The organism is Mycobacterium haemophilum DSM 44634 (assembly GCF_000340435.2).
Lineage (GTDB): Bacteria > Actinomycetota > Actinomycetes > Mycobacteriales > Mycobacteriaceae > Mycobacterium > Mycobacterium haemophilum.
Genome location: NZ_CP011883.2, coordinates 3,303,135 through 3,321,813 on the forward strand (window position 1 = coordinate 3,303,135; position 18,679 = coordinate 3,321,813).

15 protein-coding genes are annotated in these 18,679 nt (G+C 62.1%); 9 read left to right on the forward strand and 6 right to left on the reverse strand.

The features are described 5' to 3' along the window. Positions 1 to 58 precede the first annotated feature (58 nt). From B586_RS22825 to B586_RS15460, 9 genes are all read left to right on the forward strand, one after another. Positions 59 to 157 carry a potassium-transporting ATPase gene (locus B586_RS22825; RefSeq protein WP_418001110.1) on the forward strand — a complete coding sequence of 33 codons (99 nt, stop codon included), beginning with the start codon at positions 59 to 61 and terminating at the stop codon, positions 155 to 157. After that, positions 154 to 243: a potassium-transporting ATPase subunit F gene (locus B586_RS22185; RefSeq protein ID WP_156406805.1), complete on the forward strand. Its 90-nt coding sequence runs from the start codon at positions 154 to 156 to the stop codon at positions 241 to 243. The genes B586_RS22825 and B586_RS22185 overlap by 4 nt, the downstream gene beginning before the upstream one ends. Continuing rightward, positions 243 to 1,913 carry a potassium-transporting ATPase subunit KdpA gene (gene kdpA, locus B586_RS15430; protein WP_054879493.1) on the forward strand — a complete coding sequence of 557 codons (1,671 nt, stop codon included), beginning with the start codon at positions 243 to 245 and terminating at the stop codon, positions 1,911 to 1,913. The genes B586_RS22185 and kdpA overlap by 1 nt, the downstream gene beginning before the upstream one ends. Position 1,914: 1 nt before the next feature. Continuing rightward, entirely contained in the window at positions 1,915 to 4,074 is a 2,160-nt protein-coding gene (gene kdpB / locus B586_RS15435; RefSeq protein ID WP_082607652.1) for a potassium-transporting ATPase subunit KdpB, read from the forward strand. Position 4,075: 1 nt separating this feature from the next. After that, positions 4,076 to 5,008 carry a potassium-transporting ATPase subunit C gene (locus tag B586_RS15440; RefSeq protein ID WP_054879492.1) on the forward strand — a complete coding sequence of 311 codons (933 nt, stop codon included), beginning with the start codon at positions 4,076 to 4,078 and terminating at the stop codon, positions 5,006 to 5,008. After that, positions 5,005 to 7,599 carry a sensor histidine kinase gene (locus tag B586_RS15445; protein WP_236971298.1) on the forward strand — a complete coding sequence of 865 codons (2,595 nt, stop codon included), beginning with the start codon at positions 5,005 to 5,007 and terminating at the stop codon, positions 7,597 to 7,599. Before B586_RS15440 ends, B586_RS15445 begins: the two co-directional genes overlap by 4 nt. 100 nt (positions 7,600 to 7,699) lie before the next feature. Then, positions 7,700 to 8,380 carry a response regulator gene (locus B586_RS15450; protein WP_054879491.1) on the forward strand — a complete coding sequence of 227 codons (681 nt, stop codon included), beginning with the start codon at positions 7,700 to 7,702 and terminating at the stop codon, positions 8,378 to 8,380. A gap of 157 nt (positions 8,381 to 8,537) precedes the next feature. Continuing rightward, the gene (locus B586_RS15455) at positions 8,538 to 8,969 is read left to right on the forward strand and encodes a hypothetical protein (protein WP_054879490.1); all 432 of its coding nucleotides are present in this window, start codon (positions 8,538 to 8,540) and stop codon (positions 8,967 to 8,969) included. Positions 8,970 to 9,002: 33 nt separating this feature from the next. Beyond that, on the forward strand, positions 9,003 to 9,851 hold the full coding sequence (locus B586_RS15460) for a siderophore-interacting protein (protein ID WP_054879489.1): 849 nt from the start codon (positions 9,003 to 9,005) through the stop codon (positions 9,849 to 9,851). On the opposite strand, the gene B586_RS15465 is transcribed toward B586_RS15460, so the two are convergent. The 6 genes from B586_RS15465 to B586_RS15490 all read right to left on the reverse strand — a co-directional run bounded on the left by B586_RS15465 (position 9,848) and on the right by B586_RS15490 (position 18,568). Next, positions 9,848 to 11,158, reverse strand: coding sequence for a cytochrome P450 (locus tag B586_RS15465; protein WP_054879488.1), 1,311 nt, complete (start codon positions 11,156 to 11,158; stop codon positions 9,848 to 9,850). The two genes, B586_RS15460 and B586_RS15465, sit on opposite strands and share 4 nt — an antisense overlap. A gap of 113 nt (positions 11,159 to 11,271) precedes the next feature. Next, entirely contained in the window at positions 11,272 to 12,645 is a 1,374-nt protein-coding gene (locus B586_RS15470) for a cytochrome P450 (RefSeq protein WP_054879487.1), read from the reverse strand. 32 nt (positions 12,646 to 12,677) lie between these two features. Then, a complete protein-coding gene (locus B586_RS15475) occupies positions 12,678 to 13,640 on the reverse strand; it encodes a GNAT family N-acetyltransferase (RefSeq protein WP_054879486.1) in 963 nt (320 codons plus the stop codon). Positions 13,641 to 13,646: 6 nt separating this feature from the next. Beyond that, positions 13,647 to 14,348 carry a TenA family transcriptional regulator gene (locus tag B586_RS15480; RefSeq protein WP_047316078.1) on the reverse strand — a complete coding sequence of 234 codons (702 nt, stop codon included), beginning with the start codon at positions 14,346 to 14,348 and terminating at the stop codon, positions 13,647 to 13,649. 45 nt (positions 14,349 to 14,393) lie between these two features. Continuing rightward, entirely contained in the window at positions 14,394 to 15,491 is a 1,098-nt protein-coding gene (locus tag B586_RS15485) for a DUF3419 family protein (RefSeq protein WP_236971300.1), read from the reverse strand. A gap of 239 nt (positions 15,492 to 15,730) precedes the next feature. Continuing rightward, on the reverse strand, positions 15,731 to 18,568 hold the full coding sequence (locus tag B586_RS15490; RefSeq protein ID WP_054880881.1) for an MMPL/RND family transporter: 2,838 nt from the start codon (positions 18,566 to 18,568) through the stop codon (positions 15,731 to 15,733). Between the last annotated feature and the right edge of the window lie 111 nt (positions 18,569 to 18,679).

Below are 18,679 nucleotides of genomic sequence, written 5' to 3' on the forward strand. Positions count from 1 at the left end.
CTAGGGTCAGGTTGCTGGTGCCCGCACCCGCACGGATCATTGACTCAGTCGCGTTGTCGTGAATGGAGACAAGATGTCTGTGGTGATTTACCTCCTGCTGACGGTGGCGATCTTCGCCATCCTGGGCACCGCGGTCAAACTGGTGGATCGACTGTGAGCGTCGCGAACATCATCGGATTGGTGCTTGCCGTACTCATCGCGCTGTTACTTTTCGCGGCCCTACTGTTTCCGGAGCAGTTCTAGTGAGTAGCACCACGGCGGGTCTGCTGTTCCTCGCGCTTATGGTCGTGGCGTTGGCGGTCGTCCATGTGCCGTTCGGCGACTACATGTACCGGGTTTACCGCACCGAAAAGCACACGCGACTTGAGCGGTTCATCTATCGCATGATGGGCGCCAACCCAAAAGCGGAGCAGACCTGGTCCACCTATGCCCGCAGCGTCCTAGCATTTTCCGCGATCAGCGTCGTGTTTTTGTTTGTCTTGCAACTGGTCCAGGACAAGCTTCCGCTGCACCTGCACGATCCGGCGACCAAGATGACGCCGGCGCTGGCGTGGAACACCGCCGTCAGCTTCGTCACCAACACCAACTGGCAGGCCTATTCCGGTGAAACCACCCAGGGCCATCTGGTGCAGATGGCGGGTTTGGCAGTGCAGAACTTCGTATCCGCCGCGGTGGGCATGGCTGTCGCTATCGCGTTAGTGCGTGGATTCGCCCGCAAACACACCGGAGAACTCGGCAACTTTTGGGTCGACCTAGTCCGCGGCACGCTGCGCATCCTGCTGCCGATCTCCGTCATCGCCGCGGTCGCGCTGATCTCCGGCGGCGCTGTGCAGAACTTCCACCTCAACGACCAAGTCGTCACCACACTGGCCGGCTCGTCACAAACCATCACCGGTGGTCCAGTCGCCAGCCAGGAGGTGATTAAAGAACTCGGCACCAACGGGGGCGGCTTCTATAACGCCAACTCATCGCACCCGTTCGAGAACCCGACCACCTGGACCAACTGGTTGGAGATCTTCCTGCTGCTGGTCATCAGTTTCTCGCTGCCGCGCACCTTCGGTCGCGTGGTGGGTAGCCCCAAGCAGGGCTACGCGATCGCTGCGGTCATGGTGAGTCTGGCCGCTATTAGCGTCGCCCTGATGATGCTGGTTCAGCTGCAGCATCACGGCACTGTCCCCACCGCGGTGGGCGCCGCGGCCGAAGGCGTCGAACAGCGTTTCGGGGTCGCCAACTCGGCTGTTTGGGCCGACGCCACCACACTAACGTCGACCGGCGCCGTCGACTCGGTGCACGACTCCTACACCAGCCTGGGCGGCATGATGGCGATGTTCAACATGCAGCTCGGTGAGGTTGCACCGGGTGGTACCGGCTCGGGCTTGTACGGAATGCTGATCCTGGCGGTCATCACGGTGTTCGTCGCGGGATTGATGGTGGGCCGGACACCGGAGTACCTCGGCAAGAAGATCACCTCCCGCGAAATTAAGCTCGCGGCTAGCTACTTTCTGGTCACTCCACTGATCGTGCTGGTAGGCACCGCCATCGCCATAGCACTGCCGGGCCAGCGCGCGGCGATGACCAACATCGGACCGCACGGTCTGTCAGAGGTGTTATATGCGTTTACCTCCGCAGCCAACAACAACGGCTCCGCATTCGCTGGCCTGTCGGCCAACACCGTCTGGTATAACACCGCGCTCGGCCTGGCGATGGCTTTCGGTAGGTTCCTGCCGATCATCCTGGTGCTGGCACTGGCCGGCTCGCTGGCCCGTCAGGGCACGACGCCGGAGTCCGCGGGCACCCTGCCCACTCATAAGCCTCAGTTCGTTGGGCTAGTCGCTGGTGTGACCATCATTCTGGTTGCCCTCACGTTCCTGCCCGCGCTGGCGCTCGGGCCGCTGGCCGAAGGGATCCACTGACATGCTTTCGCCTGCAACAGATCTGGCCGTCCCCGCGCATTCCGCCGGCGCATCAGGGCACCCGGTTCACGGCGGTCTGCTGGACCCAAAGATGCTGCTGACGTCGCTGCCGTCGGCCGTGCGCAAGCTCGACCCGCGCACGCTATGGCGCAACCCGGTGATGTTCATCGTCGAGATCGGTGCCGTGTGGGCAACGGTGCTGGCGATCGGCGCACCGAGCTGGTTCGCCTGGCTCATCGTGTTCTGGCTGTGGCTGACGGTGGTGTTCGCCAACCTGGCCGAGGCCGTCGCTGAGGGGCGTGGCAAGGCACAAGCCGATACGCTGCGAAAGGCCAAGGCGCACACCGTGGCACGCCGCCTGCAGGGCTGGAAACCTGGTGCTGCCGGCTCTCCCGGTGTTGAAGAGGAGGAAGTCGCCGCGCCCCTGTTGCAACTGGGCGACATCGTCGTCGTGGAAGCCGGCCAAATCATTCCCGGCGACGGCGATGTCGTGGAAGGCATTGCTTCAGTGGATGAATCGGCCATTACTGGAGAATCGGCGCCGGTTATCCGCGAATCCGGCGGCGACCGCTCGGCGGTGACCGGCGGGACAACCGTCCTCTCGGATCGCATCGTGGTCAAAATCACCCAGAAGCCCGGGGAAAGCTTTTTGGATCGGATGATCGCCCTGGTTGAGGGGGCCAACCGGCAGAAGACGCCCAATGAGATTGCGCTGAACATTCTGCTCGCCGCGCTGACCATCATCTTTGTGTTCGCTGTCGCGACGCTGCAGCCGCTCGCGATCTACTCCAAGGCGGGGCGCCCCGGTGTGCCGGATACCCAAGCCCTCGACGGCAACGGCGTCACCGGCATCGTCTTGGTGGCGTTGCTGGTGTGCCTGATCCCGACCACGATCGGTGCACTGCTGTCGGCCATCGGCATCGCCGGCATGGACCGATTGGTCCAGCGCAATGTGCTAGCCATGTCGGGGCGTGCGGTGGAGGCAGCCGGCGACGTTAACACGCTGCTGCTAGACAAAACCGGAACCATCACCCTGGGCAATCGGGAGGCGTCGCAATTCATTCCGGTCAACGGGGTCAGCGCCGAGGAACTTGCTGACGCCGCTCAGCTGTCCAGCATCGCCGACGAAACCCCCGAGGGCCGCTCCGTCGTCGTGTACGCCAAAGTGGCCTATGGGCTGCGCGCCCGCACACCCGGAGAACTCGCCCACGCCACCTGGGTCGCGTTTACCGCGACGACACGGATGTCGGGGGTCGACATCGATGGACGACAGTTGCGCAAGGGCGCGGCCAGCTCGGTCTCAGAGTGGATCCGCAGCCATGGCGGCACCGTGTCGCACCAACTCGGACAAATTGTCGACGGCATCTCCGCCGCCGGAGGCACCCCACTGGTGGTGGGCGAGGTCACCACCGGTGCAGCACGGGTGCTCGGTGTCATTTATCTCAAAGATGTGGTGAAAACCGGGATGCGCGACCGGTTCGACGCCATGCGTCGAATGGGCATTCGGACAGTGATGATCACTGGCGATAATCCGTTGACCGCCAAGGCGATCGCCGAGGAGGCTGGTGTCGACGACTTCCTCGCCGAGGCCACGCCCGAGGACAAGATGGTGCTGATCAAGCGCGAACAGGAGGGCGGCCGGCTCGTCGCGATGACCGGCGACGGAACCAACGACGCCCCCGCGCTGGCCCAGGCGGATGTCGGAGTGGCGATGAACACCGGCACCAGCGCGGCCAAAGAGGCCGGCAACATGGTCGACCTAGACTCAGATCCGACGAAACTCATCGAGATTGTTGAGATCGGCAAGCAGCTGCTGATCACCCGCGGCGCACTGACCACCTTCTCGATCGCCAACGACGTCGCCAAGTACTTCGCGATCATCCCGGCACTGTTCGTGGCGCTGTTCCCGGGTCTGGACCTGATCAACGTCATGCGGTTACACAGTCCGCAGTCGGCGATTCTGTCGGCAGTGATCTTCAACGCGGTCGTCATCGTCGCACTGATTCCGCTGGCGCTGCGCGGTGTGCGCTATACGCCCTGCCATGCGTCGAAACTGTTGAGCCGCAATCTTTATATCTACGGAGTGGGCGGGCTCATCGCCCCGTTCATCGGGATCAAGGCCATCGACCTGATGGTCCAACTACTTCCCGGGATGGCCTGAGATGAACTTCACCAACCTTGTTCGCCAGCACTGGGCTGCGTTGCGCGGGCTGCTGGTTTTGACCGTGATCGTCGGCATCGGCTACCCGCTGTTTATTTGGCTCGTCGCGCAGCTCCCCGGTCTGCACGACAAGGCGGAGGGCTCGATCATCACGGTCGACGGCAAACCGGTCGGCAGTAAGTTGATCGGCCAGTTGTTCACCACTGACGCCGGCGACCCGCTGCCGCAATATTTCCAGACGCGACCATCGGCGGCCGGCACTGGCTACGATCCGCTGGCCAGCGGCGGCAGTAACTTGGGTCCGGAAAGCATCGTCGACACGCCGGCGGACCCGGCCAAGGTGGCGACCGGCGCCAAACCGGCCGACGCCGGATTCAAGGCCAGCCTGCTGACGCTGGCATGTTCCCGCAGCGCGGCCGTCGCCAAGGCCGAGGGCCTCGGCACGGAGGCGGGGTTGCGGCCGTTCTGCACTTCAGACGGCGTCGGCGCGGTGCTGTCGGTGATCGGTCCGCGCGATACCCGCGGAAATGTTGTCCGGCCGACAAGGGTCGTCAGCGTCAACGAGCCATGCGCGACAACACAGCAACCATTCCTGGTCAGTTACTTAGGCGTGCATGTCGAATGCGCACAGTTCGGCGAGGACTACTCGATCGGCCAGATCGTGCCCATCCGCGGCACCGCACCTGATAGCCCACAGGTGCCCAGCGACGCGGTCACCGCAAGTGGCAGCGGCTTGGATCCGAATATCTCACCGGCCTACGCCGCTATCCAGGTCGCCAGGGTCGCGGGCGCCCGGCACGTCAGCCCGGATCAGATCCGTTCCGTCGTGGCCGAGCACACCGACGGCCGCGACCTCGGGTTCCTGGGTGAACCCCGGGTTAACGTCTTGGCACTCAACCTGGCACTCGACCACAAGTACCCGGTCACCAGTTGAGGACACTGGTGGATGATGGTCACGTGGGTGACATCAGTCGCAAAGACCACTCTCCCAAACGCGGGGAGCTACGCATCTACCTCGGCGCGGCCCCGGGTGTCGGTAAAACGTATGCGATGCTCGGCGAAGCGCACCGCCGTTTGGAACGCGGCACCGACCTGGTGGCCGCGATCGTCGAGACACACGGACGCCGGAAAACCGCTGAGCTACTTGACGGCATCGAGATCATCGGTCCCCGTTTTATCGAATATCGCGGCAGCCGTTTCCCCGAACTCGACGTGCCGGCCGTGCTGGCACGTCATCCGCAGGTAGTCCTGGTCGACGAACTCGCCCATACCAATACACCAGGCAGCAAGAACGAAAAACGGTGGCAGGACGTCGAGGAACTGCTCGACGCCGGCATCACGGTGATCTCCACCGTCAATATCCAGCACCTGGAAAGCCTCAACGACGTCGTCGCCCAGATCACCGGCATCGAGCAAAAAGAAACGATGCCGGATTCGATCGTGCGAGAGGCTTCGCAAGTCGAACTCATCGACATCACGCCAGAGGCGCTACGCCGCAGGCTATCCCACGGCAACGTCTACGCTCCAGAAAGAATCGACGCGGCGCTATCCAACTATTTCCGCCGCGGAAATCTCACTGCACTAAGAGAATTGGCGTTGCTATGGCTGGCCGACCAGGTCGATACCGCGCTGGCACACTACCGCGCCGAAAACAAAATCACCGAAATGTGGGAGGCACGTGAGCGCGTTGTCGTGGCGGTCACCGGCGGTCCGGAATCGGAGACGTTGGTACGGCGGGGATCGCGGATCGCATCGAAGTCCAGCGCCGAGCTCATGGTGGTGCACGTCATACACGGCGACGGACTAGCCGGCCTCGCAGAATCCCGGATAACTAAAATTCGCGAGCTGGCGAACAGCCTCGACGCTTCCCTGCACACCGTGGTCGGTGACGACGTGCCCACCGCCCTACTCGATTTCGCTCGCGAGATCAACGCCACGCAGCTCGTGATCGGCACCTCCCGCCGGTCTCGGTGGGCGCGCATCTTCGAGGAAGACATCGGCCCGACCATTGTGCAACGGTCCGGCAAGATCGACGTCCACATTGTCACCCACGAGGAGTCCAAACACGGCTTTCGAGCCGCGTCGCTTTCGCCCAGCGAGCGGCGCGTCACCTCCTGGCTCGCGGCCATCATCATCCCGGCAATCATCTGCGCCGTTACGGTCACCACGCTGGACCGGCATCTGAACAACGACGGCGAGAGCGCATTGTTTTTCGTCGGGGTGCTACTGGTGGGTCTGCTGGGAGGCGTTGCCCCGGCGGCTCTTTCGGCGGTGCTGTCCGGGCTGCTGCTGAATTACTATCTGATCAATCCGCGGCACAGCTTCACCATCGCCGAACCCAACAGCGCCATCACCGAGCTGGTGCTGCTGCTGATCGCGGTCGCGGTCGCGGTCCTCGTCAACGACGCGGCTAAACGCACCCGGGAAGCCCGACGCGCCTCGCAAGAGGCGGAATTGCTGACACTGTTCGCGGGCTCGGTGCTGCGCGGGGCGGATATCGAGACCCTGCTGGAACGCGTACGAGAAACCTATTCACAGCACGCGGTCAGCATGCTGCGCGAGCCCGCTGAGGACGACCGCGGCGGTGGAAAGCACAGGGGTTATGTTATCGCCAGCGTGGGCAAAGACCCTTGTGTGACGGTTGATTCCGCAGACACTGCGATCGAGGTCGGCGATGACGAATTCTGGATGCTGCTGGCCGGCAAGAAACTCTCCGCGCGTGACCGCCGGGTGCTCAGCGCGGTGGCCAAGCAAGCCGCGGGTCTGATACGACAGCGCGAACTAGCCGAGGAAGCCAGCCAGACCGAGGCGATCGTGAAAGCCGATGAACTGAGGCGGTCGCTGCTCTCAGCGGTCAGTCACGACCTGCGCACGCCGCTGGCGGCCGCTAAGGTCGCAGTATCCAGCTTGCGCGCCGAAGACATCGCCTTCTCCGCCGAGGACACCGCCGAATTGCTGGCCACCATCGAAGAGTCCATCGACCAGCTCACCGCACTCGTGGGAAACCTGCTTGATTCGTCGCGGCTGGCTGCCGGCGTGGTACACCCGGAACTACACCGGGTCTACCTGGAGGAAACGGTGCAACGCGCCCTGGTCAGTATCGGCAAGGGGGCCACCGGTTTCTACCGATCCGCCATCGACCGCGTCAAGGTCGACGTGGGTGGCACCGTGGTGATGGCCGACGCCGGACTACTCGAGCGGGTCTTTGCTAACCTGATCGACAACGCGTTGCGATACGCGCCCAATTGCGTGGTCCGGGTCAACGCGGGACAGCTGGGAAACCGTGTGCTGATCAATGTCATCGACGAGGGCCCAGGAATCCCGCGTGGGGCCGAGGATCAGCTCTTCGAGCCCTTCCAGCGGCTCGGTGATCACGACAACACAACCGGTGTCGGTCTGGGAATGTCGGTGGCACGCGGTTTCGTCGAGGCCATGGGCGGCACCATTGCGGCCAGCGACACACCGGGAGGCGGACTGACCGTGGTGGTGGATCTTGCTGCGCCGCAACGATACGGTGACCCATGACCCGCGCCGGCGACGATGCAGAGCGAAGCGATGAGGAGAAGCGGCGCAGCAACCTCCGCGGCGACGATGCAGAGCGAAGCGATGAGGAGAAGCGGCGCAGGTGACCCGCGTGCTGGTGATCGACGACGAGCCGCAAATCCTGCGCGCGCTGCGAATCAACCTGTCCGTGCGCGGCTACGATGTCATTACCGCGTCGAGCGGTGCGGGGGCGCTGCGTGCTGCAGCTGAGCACCGGCCCGACGTAGTGGTCCTCGATCTCGGCCTACCTGACATATCAGGTATTGAGGTACTAGGCGGGCTGCGCGGCTGGCTGACGGCACCGGTAATCGTGTTATCGGCACGCACCGATTCATCGGACAAGGTCGAGGCCCTGGACGCGGGCGCCGACGACTACGTCACGAAACCGTTCGGGATGGACGAATTCCTGGCTCGGCTGCGCGCCGCGGTCCGACGCAACACCGCAGCGGCCGAACTAGATCAGCCGGTTGTCGAAACCAAGGCATTCACCGTCGATCTGGCGGCCAAGAAGGTCACCAAGAACGGCGCCGAAGTGCACCTCACCCCGACCGAGTGGGGCATGCTTGAGATGCTGGTCCGCAACCGTGGCAAATTGGTCGGCCGCGAAGAGCTACTCAAAGAAGTGTGGGGACCGGCGTATGCCACCGAGACCCATTACCTGCGCGTGTATTTGGCGCAGTTGCGGCGCAAACTCGAAGATGACCCGTCGCACCCCAAACACCTATTGACCGAATCGGGCATGGGCTATCGCTTCGAAGCCTAAGCCACAACGCGCCACGGATCCCGGTCACACCACCCGGCGGACGAGAAATGCGAACTGACCGGGAACGTAATAGGCTATCAGGCAAAATGTGGCGCCACAGGTGAGCAGCGGTCGCGCCACCCACTCAGACAACTCCCGACTAACGTGAGGTGCTGCCATGCGCGCCATGACATCGAAACGCATCGTCGCCAATAGCGGGTTGCTGCGACGCAATGCCCGGCCACTGCTGCTCGCGGTGGGATCGGCCGCGATGTATGGCTGTTGGGCTGCCCTCATCCACTTTCACCTCGGCACAGACGTCGCCTTACGCGCCGGCGCGGCCCAGGCAGCGCTCAGTTTCTCGGCGACTTTTGTACTGGCATTGGCGCTCGAACGCCTGTTCCGCATCCCGTCAAATCCCGTGTATGGCTTCTGGCTAGGCGCTATCGGGAATTCCGTCCTGATTGCGTCCTGGCTCATTGTGGGTCACCTGGTGGCGGGCACCTCGAATATCGCGGTGACCGTAGCGCCCAGCATGATCGTTGGTCTCACAGCCAACTTGGTGTACAGCCGTGCGCTGCTCGCACAAGCCAGGAAGGGACGCTTATAGCATCAATGGGTTCGGGCGAAAGCAGGAGGATAAATGGCAGGTCGACCACTACAAGCTTTCCGGGTAGTCGGTACCCAACAAGTCACACCACACATGGTCCGGGTGGTGCTCGGCAGCAGTAACTTTGACGCCTTCGTGCCCAACAAATTCACCGACTCCTACGTCAAGCTGGTATTTGTCGCCGCGGACATCGACGTGGCCGGGTTGCCCCAGCCGCTGACCCTGGACAGCTTCGCTGGCCTGCCACCCGAGCAGCAACCTTCGGTCCGGACCATAACCGTCCGTCAGGTCGACATGGCAGCCCGCGAGATCGCCCTGGACATCGTGATGCACGGCGAGCACGGGTTGGTGGGTCCGTGGGCGGCGTCGGCCCAGCCCGGCCAGCCGATCTACCTGATGGGGCCCGGCGGCGCCTATGCCCCCGACCCTGCCGCCGATTGGCATCTGCTGGCCGGCGACGAATCCGCGCTCCCGGCCATTGCCGCCGCGCTGGAGGCATTGCCCGCTACTGCAATCGGCAAAGCTTTCATCGAAGTCGCCGGACCCGACGACGAAATACCGTTGACTGCACCGGAATCCGTCGAGGTGAACTGGGTCTACCGCGGCGGCCGCGCCGATTTGGTTCCCGAAGATCGCGCCGGGGATCACGCGCCGTTGATCGAGGCCGTCACCACTACTCCCTGGCTACCCGGACAGGTGCAAGTCTTCATCCACGGTGAAGCCCAAACCGTGATGCACAACCTGCGCCCGTATATCCGCAAGGAGCGTGGCGTGGATGGCAAATGGTCGTCGTCGATCTCCGGTTATTGGCGACGCGGACGTACCGACGAGACGTTTCGGCAGTGGAAGAAGGAACTCGCCGCAGCGGAGGCGCAGACTTAACGGCGGTGCAGCACGGCGCGCCCGCCGTGACCCGGTCCGTTGGTGACGCCCCGAAAATGGATTGGCTCGGCGGGGGCATCGGACGGAGCGAGTTCGAACTCGCGCAGCAGCAGTCTCAGAACGACTGCTATCTCCATGTTTGCGAAGGCGGCGCCGATGCAACGGTGCACCCCTCCGCCGTAAGGTACCCACGCGTATCTGTCTGGTGGTCCATCCGCGAAGCGGGTGGGATCAAACCGTTCTGGCTCCTCGTAGCTAGCTGACGCATGGTGGGCAGTCCACATATCGGCAACAACGAAATCCCCCTTCGGAACTACCCAGGGACCCAGGCGCAGCTGCGTATGCGCTTGCCGATGAACGAGATCTACTACGGGCCGGCAACGTTGCACCTCCCAGATCGTCGCCTGCATCACCGCGGTTCCGCCGTTATCGACCTCATCGACAAGTCGCGCCAAGGCGCCAGGGTTCCGACGCAACCGCTCGACAGCCCACCCCAAGGTGGTGGCAGTCGTTTCGTGTCCAGCCACTAGCAGCGTCAGCAGTTCATCGCTGATGTGACCGTCAGGGATGGGTGAGCCGTCGTCATAACGAGCCTGCAGCATCAACGCCAGCATGTCAGTTCGTTCTTCAAAGCTCGGATCTGCACGAGCTTCGGCGATCAGCTGCGCGACCAGGTCGTCATAACGCTTTCGCGCCGCCTGCAGTTTGGCCCACGGGCTCCACGAGCCGAAATCGCGCCGAAGCCACTTTGGAGCCATCATCATGCGGCCGCCGAGAAGAATCGTCCGCGGCGCTAATTCATAGAGCTCGTCAAAAACTGCACCGTGCGCGCCAAAGACCGCACGCAAGATGATGTTGCCGGTGATCTTCGTCCACGATGGCATGGTTTCGAATTCGATTCCATCGGGCCATGTTCGAGCTTCGCTCATGAACTCCTCTTCGACGATCGCCGTATACGTCTCCATGCGTTTACCGTTAAACGGTGGCACCAGCAGTTTGCGACGCTCACGATGCTCGGCACCGTCTAAACTGAATGTCGAACCCGGTCCCAGCAAAAGGCCCATGTTCGGTGTTTGCCGACTGGCCAGATCGCTGGGAGAAGTGAAGAGTTCCCTCAACAGCGATGGCTCGCTGACGACAAGCGAATGCCCGTACACCGGTAGATTGAGGCGGTACACGGATCCATAACGTTTGGTCAACCACATCCGGGCGCGTTGCTTCGCAAAAATGAATATCAACGCCTGAATCAGCTGCGGCACTTTCGGACCCGGAGGCAACCGAATCTGATCAGTAGTAGCTTCCGCCATCGTGAAGTCCTCCCCTGATAGGTGTCTCGGTAGGTATTGGCGACGTGGACGCACCGACGAAGCGGTCCGGCGGTGGAAGCAGTGACGCTGGTGCTGCAGCAGATCGGAGGGACCTATGACGCATCGTTCACGCTCCGGAGCGTCGCATCCCCGGACGCATACCTGCCGTGCGAGCCCGCTGAACGGCGGCGGACCACTACGCGCCCGCCACGACCCGGCGCGTTGGCGACACCCCGAAAATGAACCGGCTCTGCCGGAGCATCGGTTCCAGACAGCTCGAATTCGCGCAATAGCGTTCTCACCACGGTTGTCATCTGCATGTTTGCAAAGGCAGCGCCAATGCAACGATGCATGCCGCCGCCGAATGGTACCCACGCGTAACTCTCTGGCGGTCCATCCGCGAATCGGCTGGGATCAAACCGTTCTGGCTCCTCGAAGCTGTCCGACGCATGGTGGGCAGCCCAGATATCGGCGATGACGCAATGTCCCTCCGGAACTACCCACTGCCCCAGGCGCATCCGCGTTTCCGCTCGTCGAGCGACGAAAGAGAGTGCAGGCCGGTAACGCTGCACCTCCCAGATCGTCGCCTGAGTCAGCGCGGTTCCGCCGTTATCGACCTCATCGACAAGTTGCGCCAAGACATCCGGGCTGCGACGCAACCGCTCGACAGTCCATGTCAGGGTTGTGGCAGTCGTTTCGAGTCCGGCCACTAGCAGCGTCAGCAGTTCATCGCTGATATGAGCGTCAGTGATCGGTGAACCATCGTCATAACGAGCCTGCAGCATCAGCGCCAGGATATCGGTGCGCGCCTCAGGGTTCGGGTCTGCACGAGCTTCAGCGATCAGCTGCGCGACCAGGTCGTCAAAAAGTTTTCGGGCCGCTTGCACTTTGGCCCATGGACTCCAGGGACCAAGATCGCGCCGCAACCATTCCGGAGCGGCCAGCAGACGACCAGCAAGTGGAAGCGTCCGCGGCGCCAGGTAACGGAGATCATCAAAGACTGCACCGCTCGCTCCAAAGACCGCGCGCAGGAAGACGTTGCCGGTAATCCTCGCCATTGCGGACAGGGATTCGAATTCGATTCCCTCGGGCCATGTTCGAGCCTCGCTCATGAACTCTTCCTCGACGATCGCCGAGTAAGTCTCCATACGCTTGCCATGAAACGGTGGCACCAGCAGTTTGCGACGCCTGCGGTGCTCGGCACCGGTCAAACTAAATAGCGAGCCCGGTCCCAGTACACGGCCAACGATCGCGGGCCGACTGACGAGATCGCTGGCAGATACGAAGAGTTCTTTCAACAGCGATGGCTCGCTGACGACAAGCGAATGGCCGTAAAACGGTAGATTGAGGCAGTACGTTGATCCATACCGCTTGGTCACCCATGATCGGGCACGATTCCTCGCGAAAGCTAATCCCCACCCCTGAATCGGCATCGGCAGCTTCGGCCCCGCAGGCAACCGAATCGGATCGTTCGTGGCTTCCGCCATCGTGATGTCCTCTCGTGTAGGCGAAAGTGCCCTCAGATCTCCGCGGTGTTGACGCTCCATCGCGCCGCAGCGGCCAGGCCTGAACCATAGATCGTTGCGGGGGCCACCACTGTTTCCGGGATGCCCAGATGGGCCAGGAAGGCGTCGGTGTCGGATGCCGGAATGGCGACGAACAGGGCCGGATTGCCATACTTGGCCGCCACTGGCAGCGCAGCGTGGAGGAGCGCTGCCCCGCACGCCGGATCGCGGTAGGCGAAGTCGGACAAGTGCGCGCTTCGCAACTCGCCGTCCTCGGTGAGAAGGCGCTTGGCGTGGCGGGTGTCTTCCAGCAGCCCGCACGCCGAGCCGTCCGGCAGCATCAGTGTGGTCGGGGTCAGCTCGGAGCGCAGCGTTGGGTCGCCCGCCCGCACAGCGTAGTGGCCTTGCGTCCATCGCCAATACGACTCCACGGCAGCCGCCGGGGATACCTGGTGGGCGGTATGTTCTGCCGTGGCGTGGGCGGTCCGGGAGGTGGGGATGTTCAGTACGGTGATGTGGCCGATCTCTTCGCCGGTGGGGAAGCCGAGCCGCCCGGAATAGTCCGATGGCGACTTGGCGGTGCCATCCATCACCACGCCGAAGGCTCCCTCACCGTTTTTATGCTTTCTCGCTTCTCTAAGAAAAGCGACGCCGAGCCTGAAAATCGTCCGCCCGCCTTGCTCGGCCGGCAGGATCTTCAAGTCCCCGATATAGGCGGAGTGCTGCTCGCGCCCATCTGGGGTCCGCAGCGGGCGCAGCGCGGCAGCAACGGTGCCCATCACCCGGCCGTCACGCTCCGCCACGAACACGATGGCAACCTCGGCCATTGCGCGGTAGAACCGCGTGTAGTCGTCGCCATGCGAAATTCGGAAGCTGCGACCCGGCCCCAGCGGGTAGCTGAACTGCTCCTCGAAAATCTCCAGGGCGCGGGCCAAGTCAGCCGACGGCGGGCCCTCGAGCCTGTGGACTGTCGTCACCGAAGCTCAGCCGGTGAGGGTGTACAGGTCGGTGTAGAGGCGGTTGAAGACGTAAGCGCCCAACCGCAGACCCCGGTCGATAGCTGCGTGGGTGGTGGGGTCGTCGTAGGAGGGTTCAACGATGATGAAGAAGTCCTCGGCGTGCTGCTCGTCGATCTCCGCGTGAAGTGCGTAGTGCACCAGATCATCCTCGGCGACCCAGCCGCGCGCTACCACAGCCGAGCCGATGGTGGCCGAGATCGCGGCGAAAGCATGCTCGATGATGCCCAGACAACTAGCCCCCACCGCCAGATCCTCCATCGTGCACGCGGAGGTGAGGACGCTGTTGAACGCATGCACTTGAGGGGACGGGGTCAGGGCGTCCAAACGTTCAGCATCGTCGCTGCCGATGCTGGCCAGGAATTGCCGAAACGTGTGGTGGTGGAAAGCGTGCGGCTTTAATTCGCCGTGCTCCTCGAGGATGTTGCTCAAGATGCCGAGGCGCTGGCCGGGTAACTCCATCCGGGAGATCAACGAGGCCATCGGGCGGGCGAAGTAGGTGACGGCGAAGCCGAACTGCTCCTGGCTGGCGCGGAAGTGCTCCAGCGTCATGCTGCCGTCGACCAGTGTGGTCAGATACGGGTTAGCCATGATTTTCACATCGGCAAGAAGCTGTTCGGCCTTGGCCGTTACCTGCGGGGCCTGGGTGAGATAGCCGGTCGTGGTCATTGCTCTCCAATCGGGGTAGGGCTGGGGCGGGAAGATGGAGCAGGGTCAGGGCTTCGCACCGATGTGCAAAGCCCGGTAAAAGAAGCTGCGGTCCCGGCTGTGCAGCTCGTCGGCCACTGGGTCCCACCGGAACTCAGGGCCGCAGCCGTGCACATCTAACGTCGAGTTCAGCTGGCGCACCACCACGATGCCGCCCGGCCGTAAGGCCTGCCAGACACGTTCCAACGTCACCCGAGCCTGCGTAGGAGTTAGCCAGTCGAGAATATTCGACACGTGTATAATATCAAACTGGCCGGGCGGAACGGCTGCAAGTGCCTCATCCATCGGGTTCTGCGCGACGGTGATCTCCGGCAACCGCAGTACCGGTGCCTCCTGGGCCAGCCACGGCACCGTGACACCGGGGTAGCGGCCCGCCAGCAGCTGCCACAGGTAGGGATTGTCGGCTGCAGGCAGGGTTGCCAGAACATGGCGGGTCCGGCGGGCGAAGTGCCGGGCGAACGGCTCGACCCGGTTGGCCGTCGCTCCCTCACCAAATAACTGCACCAGGACATCCAGGTCGAACGCCGCATCGTAGGCACGGTCCAACGCCTCACCGAGGGCTGTGTCCGGAGCAACCAGCCGTGCCTGCTCAACCGGATTCCGTAGCGCCAGCACGGCGTCCAATTCGTCTCGCCACTGCGCCAAATCTTGACGTAAGGCGGCGAATAGCCACTCGTAACGACCGGAGAAATCCGGGCCCCGGGTGGCAACGTCCTGCATCGGACCAAAGACATCGGGCTCGAGGTTTACTGCCGCAAACACCGACTCCAAGGCAACGTGACGCTCCGCCACCGGCATCGGCGTGTGTCCCAGCAACCGCATTCGTTCTGCGCTACTGACCGTCTGCAGCAGGTACAGCTTGAGCCGGGTCAACGCCAGCTGCGCGGGATTAGCATCGACGAGATGCAGCGAACCGACACCCGCACACGCCGCCAATGTCGCAGCGGTACACCCGCCGGAGGCCGTCAATGCGATCCGCAACGCTGCGCCCCGCGCCTGGTGCTGCCGCAACGCAAGCCACACGTCTTGCCAGGGGTCCTCACGGACCTGAGCAAAGGCCAACGGCAAGTGGCGCGCCTGCGCTAACCAGTCATGCCGTGGCACTATCACCCCTCCAAAATGATGGACTTCTCGGATGTCGCCATACCACCGGACGCCCAATATTTACGGAGGAGGACGCCTGAGTGTGGCCGCTACGGGGAAGAACGGACTCCGGTGTCCAGTTTTTGTACACGCGAATTATACCGACCGAGTCCGACTTTGCTCGCCGCGTGGCGTGTGACACAGGTCACGGCTGCCGCTGGCCCCGGCCGACCGGCCATGTCGGCGGTGCGCTGCACTCGCTAATGCGACAGAGGCCGGCTGCGCACTCTCAGCGGCCACCAAAACCATCGTCCGAGCAGCGCGGCTATGGCCGGGGTCATAAACGAGCGAACGATCATCGTGTCAAAGATCAGACCGAGACCGATCGTGGTGCCGACCTGTCCGATAACCCGCAGATCGCTGACGACCATGGCCGCCATGGTAAAGGCGAATACCAGGCCCGCGTTCGTCACAACCTTTCCGGTACTGCCCATCGAACGGATAATCCCGGTGTTCAGCCCGGCGCCAATTTCCTGTTTGAACCGTGAAACCAACAATAGATTGTAGTCAGATCCCACTGCTAAAAGGGCGATGACCGACATCGTCAGCACCATATAATGCAAATCCATACCGATAATATGCTGCCAAACCAGCACCGACAGCCCGAGGGAAGCACCCAGTGACACGGCCACCGTGCCGACAATCACCGCGGCGGCGACAAAGGCGCGGGTGAGGATCAGCATGATGATGAAAATGAAGCAGAACGCAGCAATCCCTGCTATCACGAGATCCCAGTTGGCGCCCTCGGCGATGTCTTTGACGGCGGCTCCCGTGCCGGTCACGTAGATCTTGGCGTCCTCCAAAGGCGTTCCTTTGAGTGACTCCTCTGCCGCCGTCTTTATCGCATCGATGCTGGCGATGCCCTCCGCCGTTTGCGGATCTCCCCGGTGCAAAATAATGAAGCGGGCCGCGTGTCCGTCGGGCGATAGGAATGAGTTCATAACGCGCTGGAAATCGGCGCTTTTGAAGACCTCCGGCGGAAGGTAAAATGAGTCATCATTCTTGGCGGCGTCGAAAGCCTTTCCCATGGCGTTCGTGTTGTCGCTCATCTCGTCCATTTGATCCATAATCCCGGACATGGTGCTGTGCATGGTCAGTATCATGGTTCGCATACTTTCCATGGCGTCGACCATCGGCGGGAACGTCGTAACCATCTGGGGCATCACCGCGTCAAATTCTTTGATGTCCGCCACGAAACTGTTCAGCTTTTCGTCGATCTGGTCCAGGCCGTCCAATGCGTCAAGGATCGATCGAAATGACCAGCAGATTGGAATATCGAAGCAGTGTCTTTCCCAATAGAAATAGCTGCGAATTGGTCGCCAGAAATCGTCAAAATCCGCGATGTTATCGCGTACCTCGTTGGCGATTTGCTGCATCTCTACGGTATCACCAGCTAGGCGGTGACTATTGTCCGCAAGCCGTGACATCAATGCATTCATCTGCCGCATAAGCGCCGCTGTTCTGGCCATCTCGTCGGCTTGCTTCAGCAGGTCGTTCATCCGGTCGCGTTGGTAATGCAAAATCTGTACCTGACCGGCGTTTCGCATGCTGATCTGAAACGGTATTGATGCGTGGTCCATTGCCGTTCCGTTGGGTCGGGTGGCGGCCTGCACCCGCGAGATTCCCGGAACACGGAATATTCCTTTAGCCAGTTTGTCCAGGATCAGAAAATCTGACGGATTTCGCATATCGCGATCCGCTTCGATCATTAAAATCTCCGGCTTCATCCGGGCTGGGGAGAAGTGGCGATCCGCGGCGGCGAATCCTTCATTTGCCGGGGCAGAGGACGGTAAATATGCCCTGTCGTTGTAGTTGATTCGAAATCCGGGCAGCGCCAGCAAGCCGACGAAAGCGATCGTCATCGTGACGATCAGCACGGGCAGGGGCCAGCGAACTACCACAGTGCCGACACGGCGCCAACCACGAACTTTGAGCAGCCGCTTGGAGTCGAACAGGCCAAAACGGCTGCCGACGACCAGCATTGCCGGCCCCAGCGTCAACGCGACCGCCAAGGTAATCAGCATCCCCACCGCGGTGGGAATCGCCAGGCTCTTAAAGGAGGGCATCCGGGCGAATTCGAGGCACAAGGTCGCGCCGGCAATGGTCAAGCCAGTGCCCACAATGATATGGGCGGTTCCGCGGTACATGGCATAAAAGGCGGCCTCTTTGTCTTCGCCAGCCTGGCGCGCCTCCTGATACCGCCCGAAGAGGAAAATCCCGTAATCCGTGCCGGCCGCAATTGTCAGCGACGTAATCAGACTGACCACAAAGGTGGTAAGACCAACGACACCGCTATGCGCGAGAAGAGCGGCAACTGCGCGTGCCACAGTCAATTCAACCCCGACCGTGAACAGCAACGCAATGACGGTAACGGTCGAACGATAGACAAGGAGCAACATAACAAAAATCACAACCACCGAAGCCACGGTGATCCTGAACATGGATTTTTCACCACTACGCTGCATATCCACAATGAGCGGCGACGCCCCCGTGACATAAGTCTTGAGCCCCGGCGGAGCGGGCGTCTCCGCGACGATCTTGCGGACGGCTTCCACGGATTCATTGGCCAGCGGCTCACCTCGATTACCCGCCAGACGCAATTGGACAGACACGGCTTTACCATCGTTGCTTTGCGCGCCCGCCGCCGTGAGAGGATCGGCCCAGAAGTCTTGCACGTTCTGAACGTGCTTGGTATCAGCTCTCAACTTCCGTATTAGCACGTCGTAGTACTTATGAGCCGCGTCACCGAGCGGCTGGTCGTCCTCCAACACGATCATCGCTGAACTGTCGGAGTTCCCTTCGTGGAACACCTGGCCAATGCGCCTGATCGCCGTATACGACGGCGCTTCCTGAGGACTCAGTGACACCGAACGCGCTTGCTCGACCGCTTCCAGCGATGGCACGAAGATGGTGAGGACGACGCAAATAGCCAACCAGCCCACAATGATGGGCACCGCAAACGCATGGATCATCCGCGCGATTAACGGTCTTTCCGCGTGGGCGCGGGTATCGGAGTCGTTCGCGTAGTCGACCGTCATGCGACTCGGTTCGCCATTGGGATGCACTCATCAGATGGCGACAGGTCAACTCCTCAATGTCCGCGTGAACCACAAACCGTTGGTAAACCTTAAGCAACCCACCACTCGGTC

What these genes read in the sequence shown, in the direction of transcription:
- B586_RS15465 (WP_054879488.1), bottom strand. Translation starts at nt 11,158, where the DNA reads ATGGCGGAAGCTACTACTGATCAGATTCGGTTGCCTCCGGGTCCGAAA.
- B586_RS15480 (WP_047316078.1), bottom strand. Translation starts at nt 14,348, where the DNA reads ATGACCACGACCGGCTATCTCACCCAGGCCCCGCAGGTAACGGCCAAG.
- B586_RS15455 (WP_054879490.1), top strand. Translation starts at nt 8,538, where the DNA reads ATGCGCGCCATGACATCGAAACGCATCGTCGCCAATAGCGGGTTGCTG.
- B586_RS15440 (WP_054879492.1), top strand. Translation starts at nt 4,076, where the DNA reads ATGAACTTCACCAACCTTGTTCGCCAGCACTGGGCTGCGTTGCGCGGG.
- B586_RS15470 (WP_054879487.1), bottom strand. Translation starts at nt 12,645, where the DNA reads ATGGCGGAAGCCACGAACGATCCGATTCGGTTGCCTGCGGGGCCGAAG.
- kdpB (WP_082607652.1), top strand. Translation starts at nt 1,915, where the DNA reads ATGCTTTCGCCTGCAACAGATCTGGCCGTCCCCGCGCATTCCGCCGGC.
- B586_RS15460 (WP_054879489.1), top strand. Translation starts at nt 9,003, where the DNA reads ATGGCAGGTCGACCACTACAAGCTTTCCGGGTAGTCGGTACCCAACAA.
- B586_RS15490 (WP_054880881.1), bottom strand. Translation starts at nt 18,568, where the DNA reads ATGACGGTCGACTACGCGAACGACTCCGATACCCGCGCCCACGCGGAA.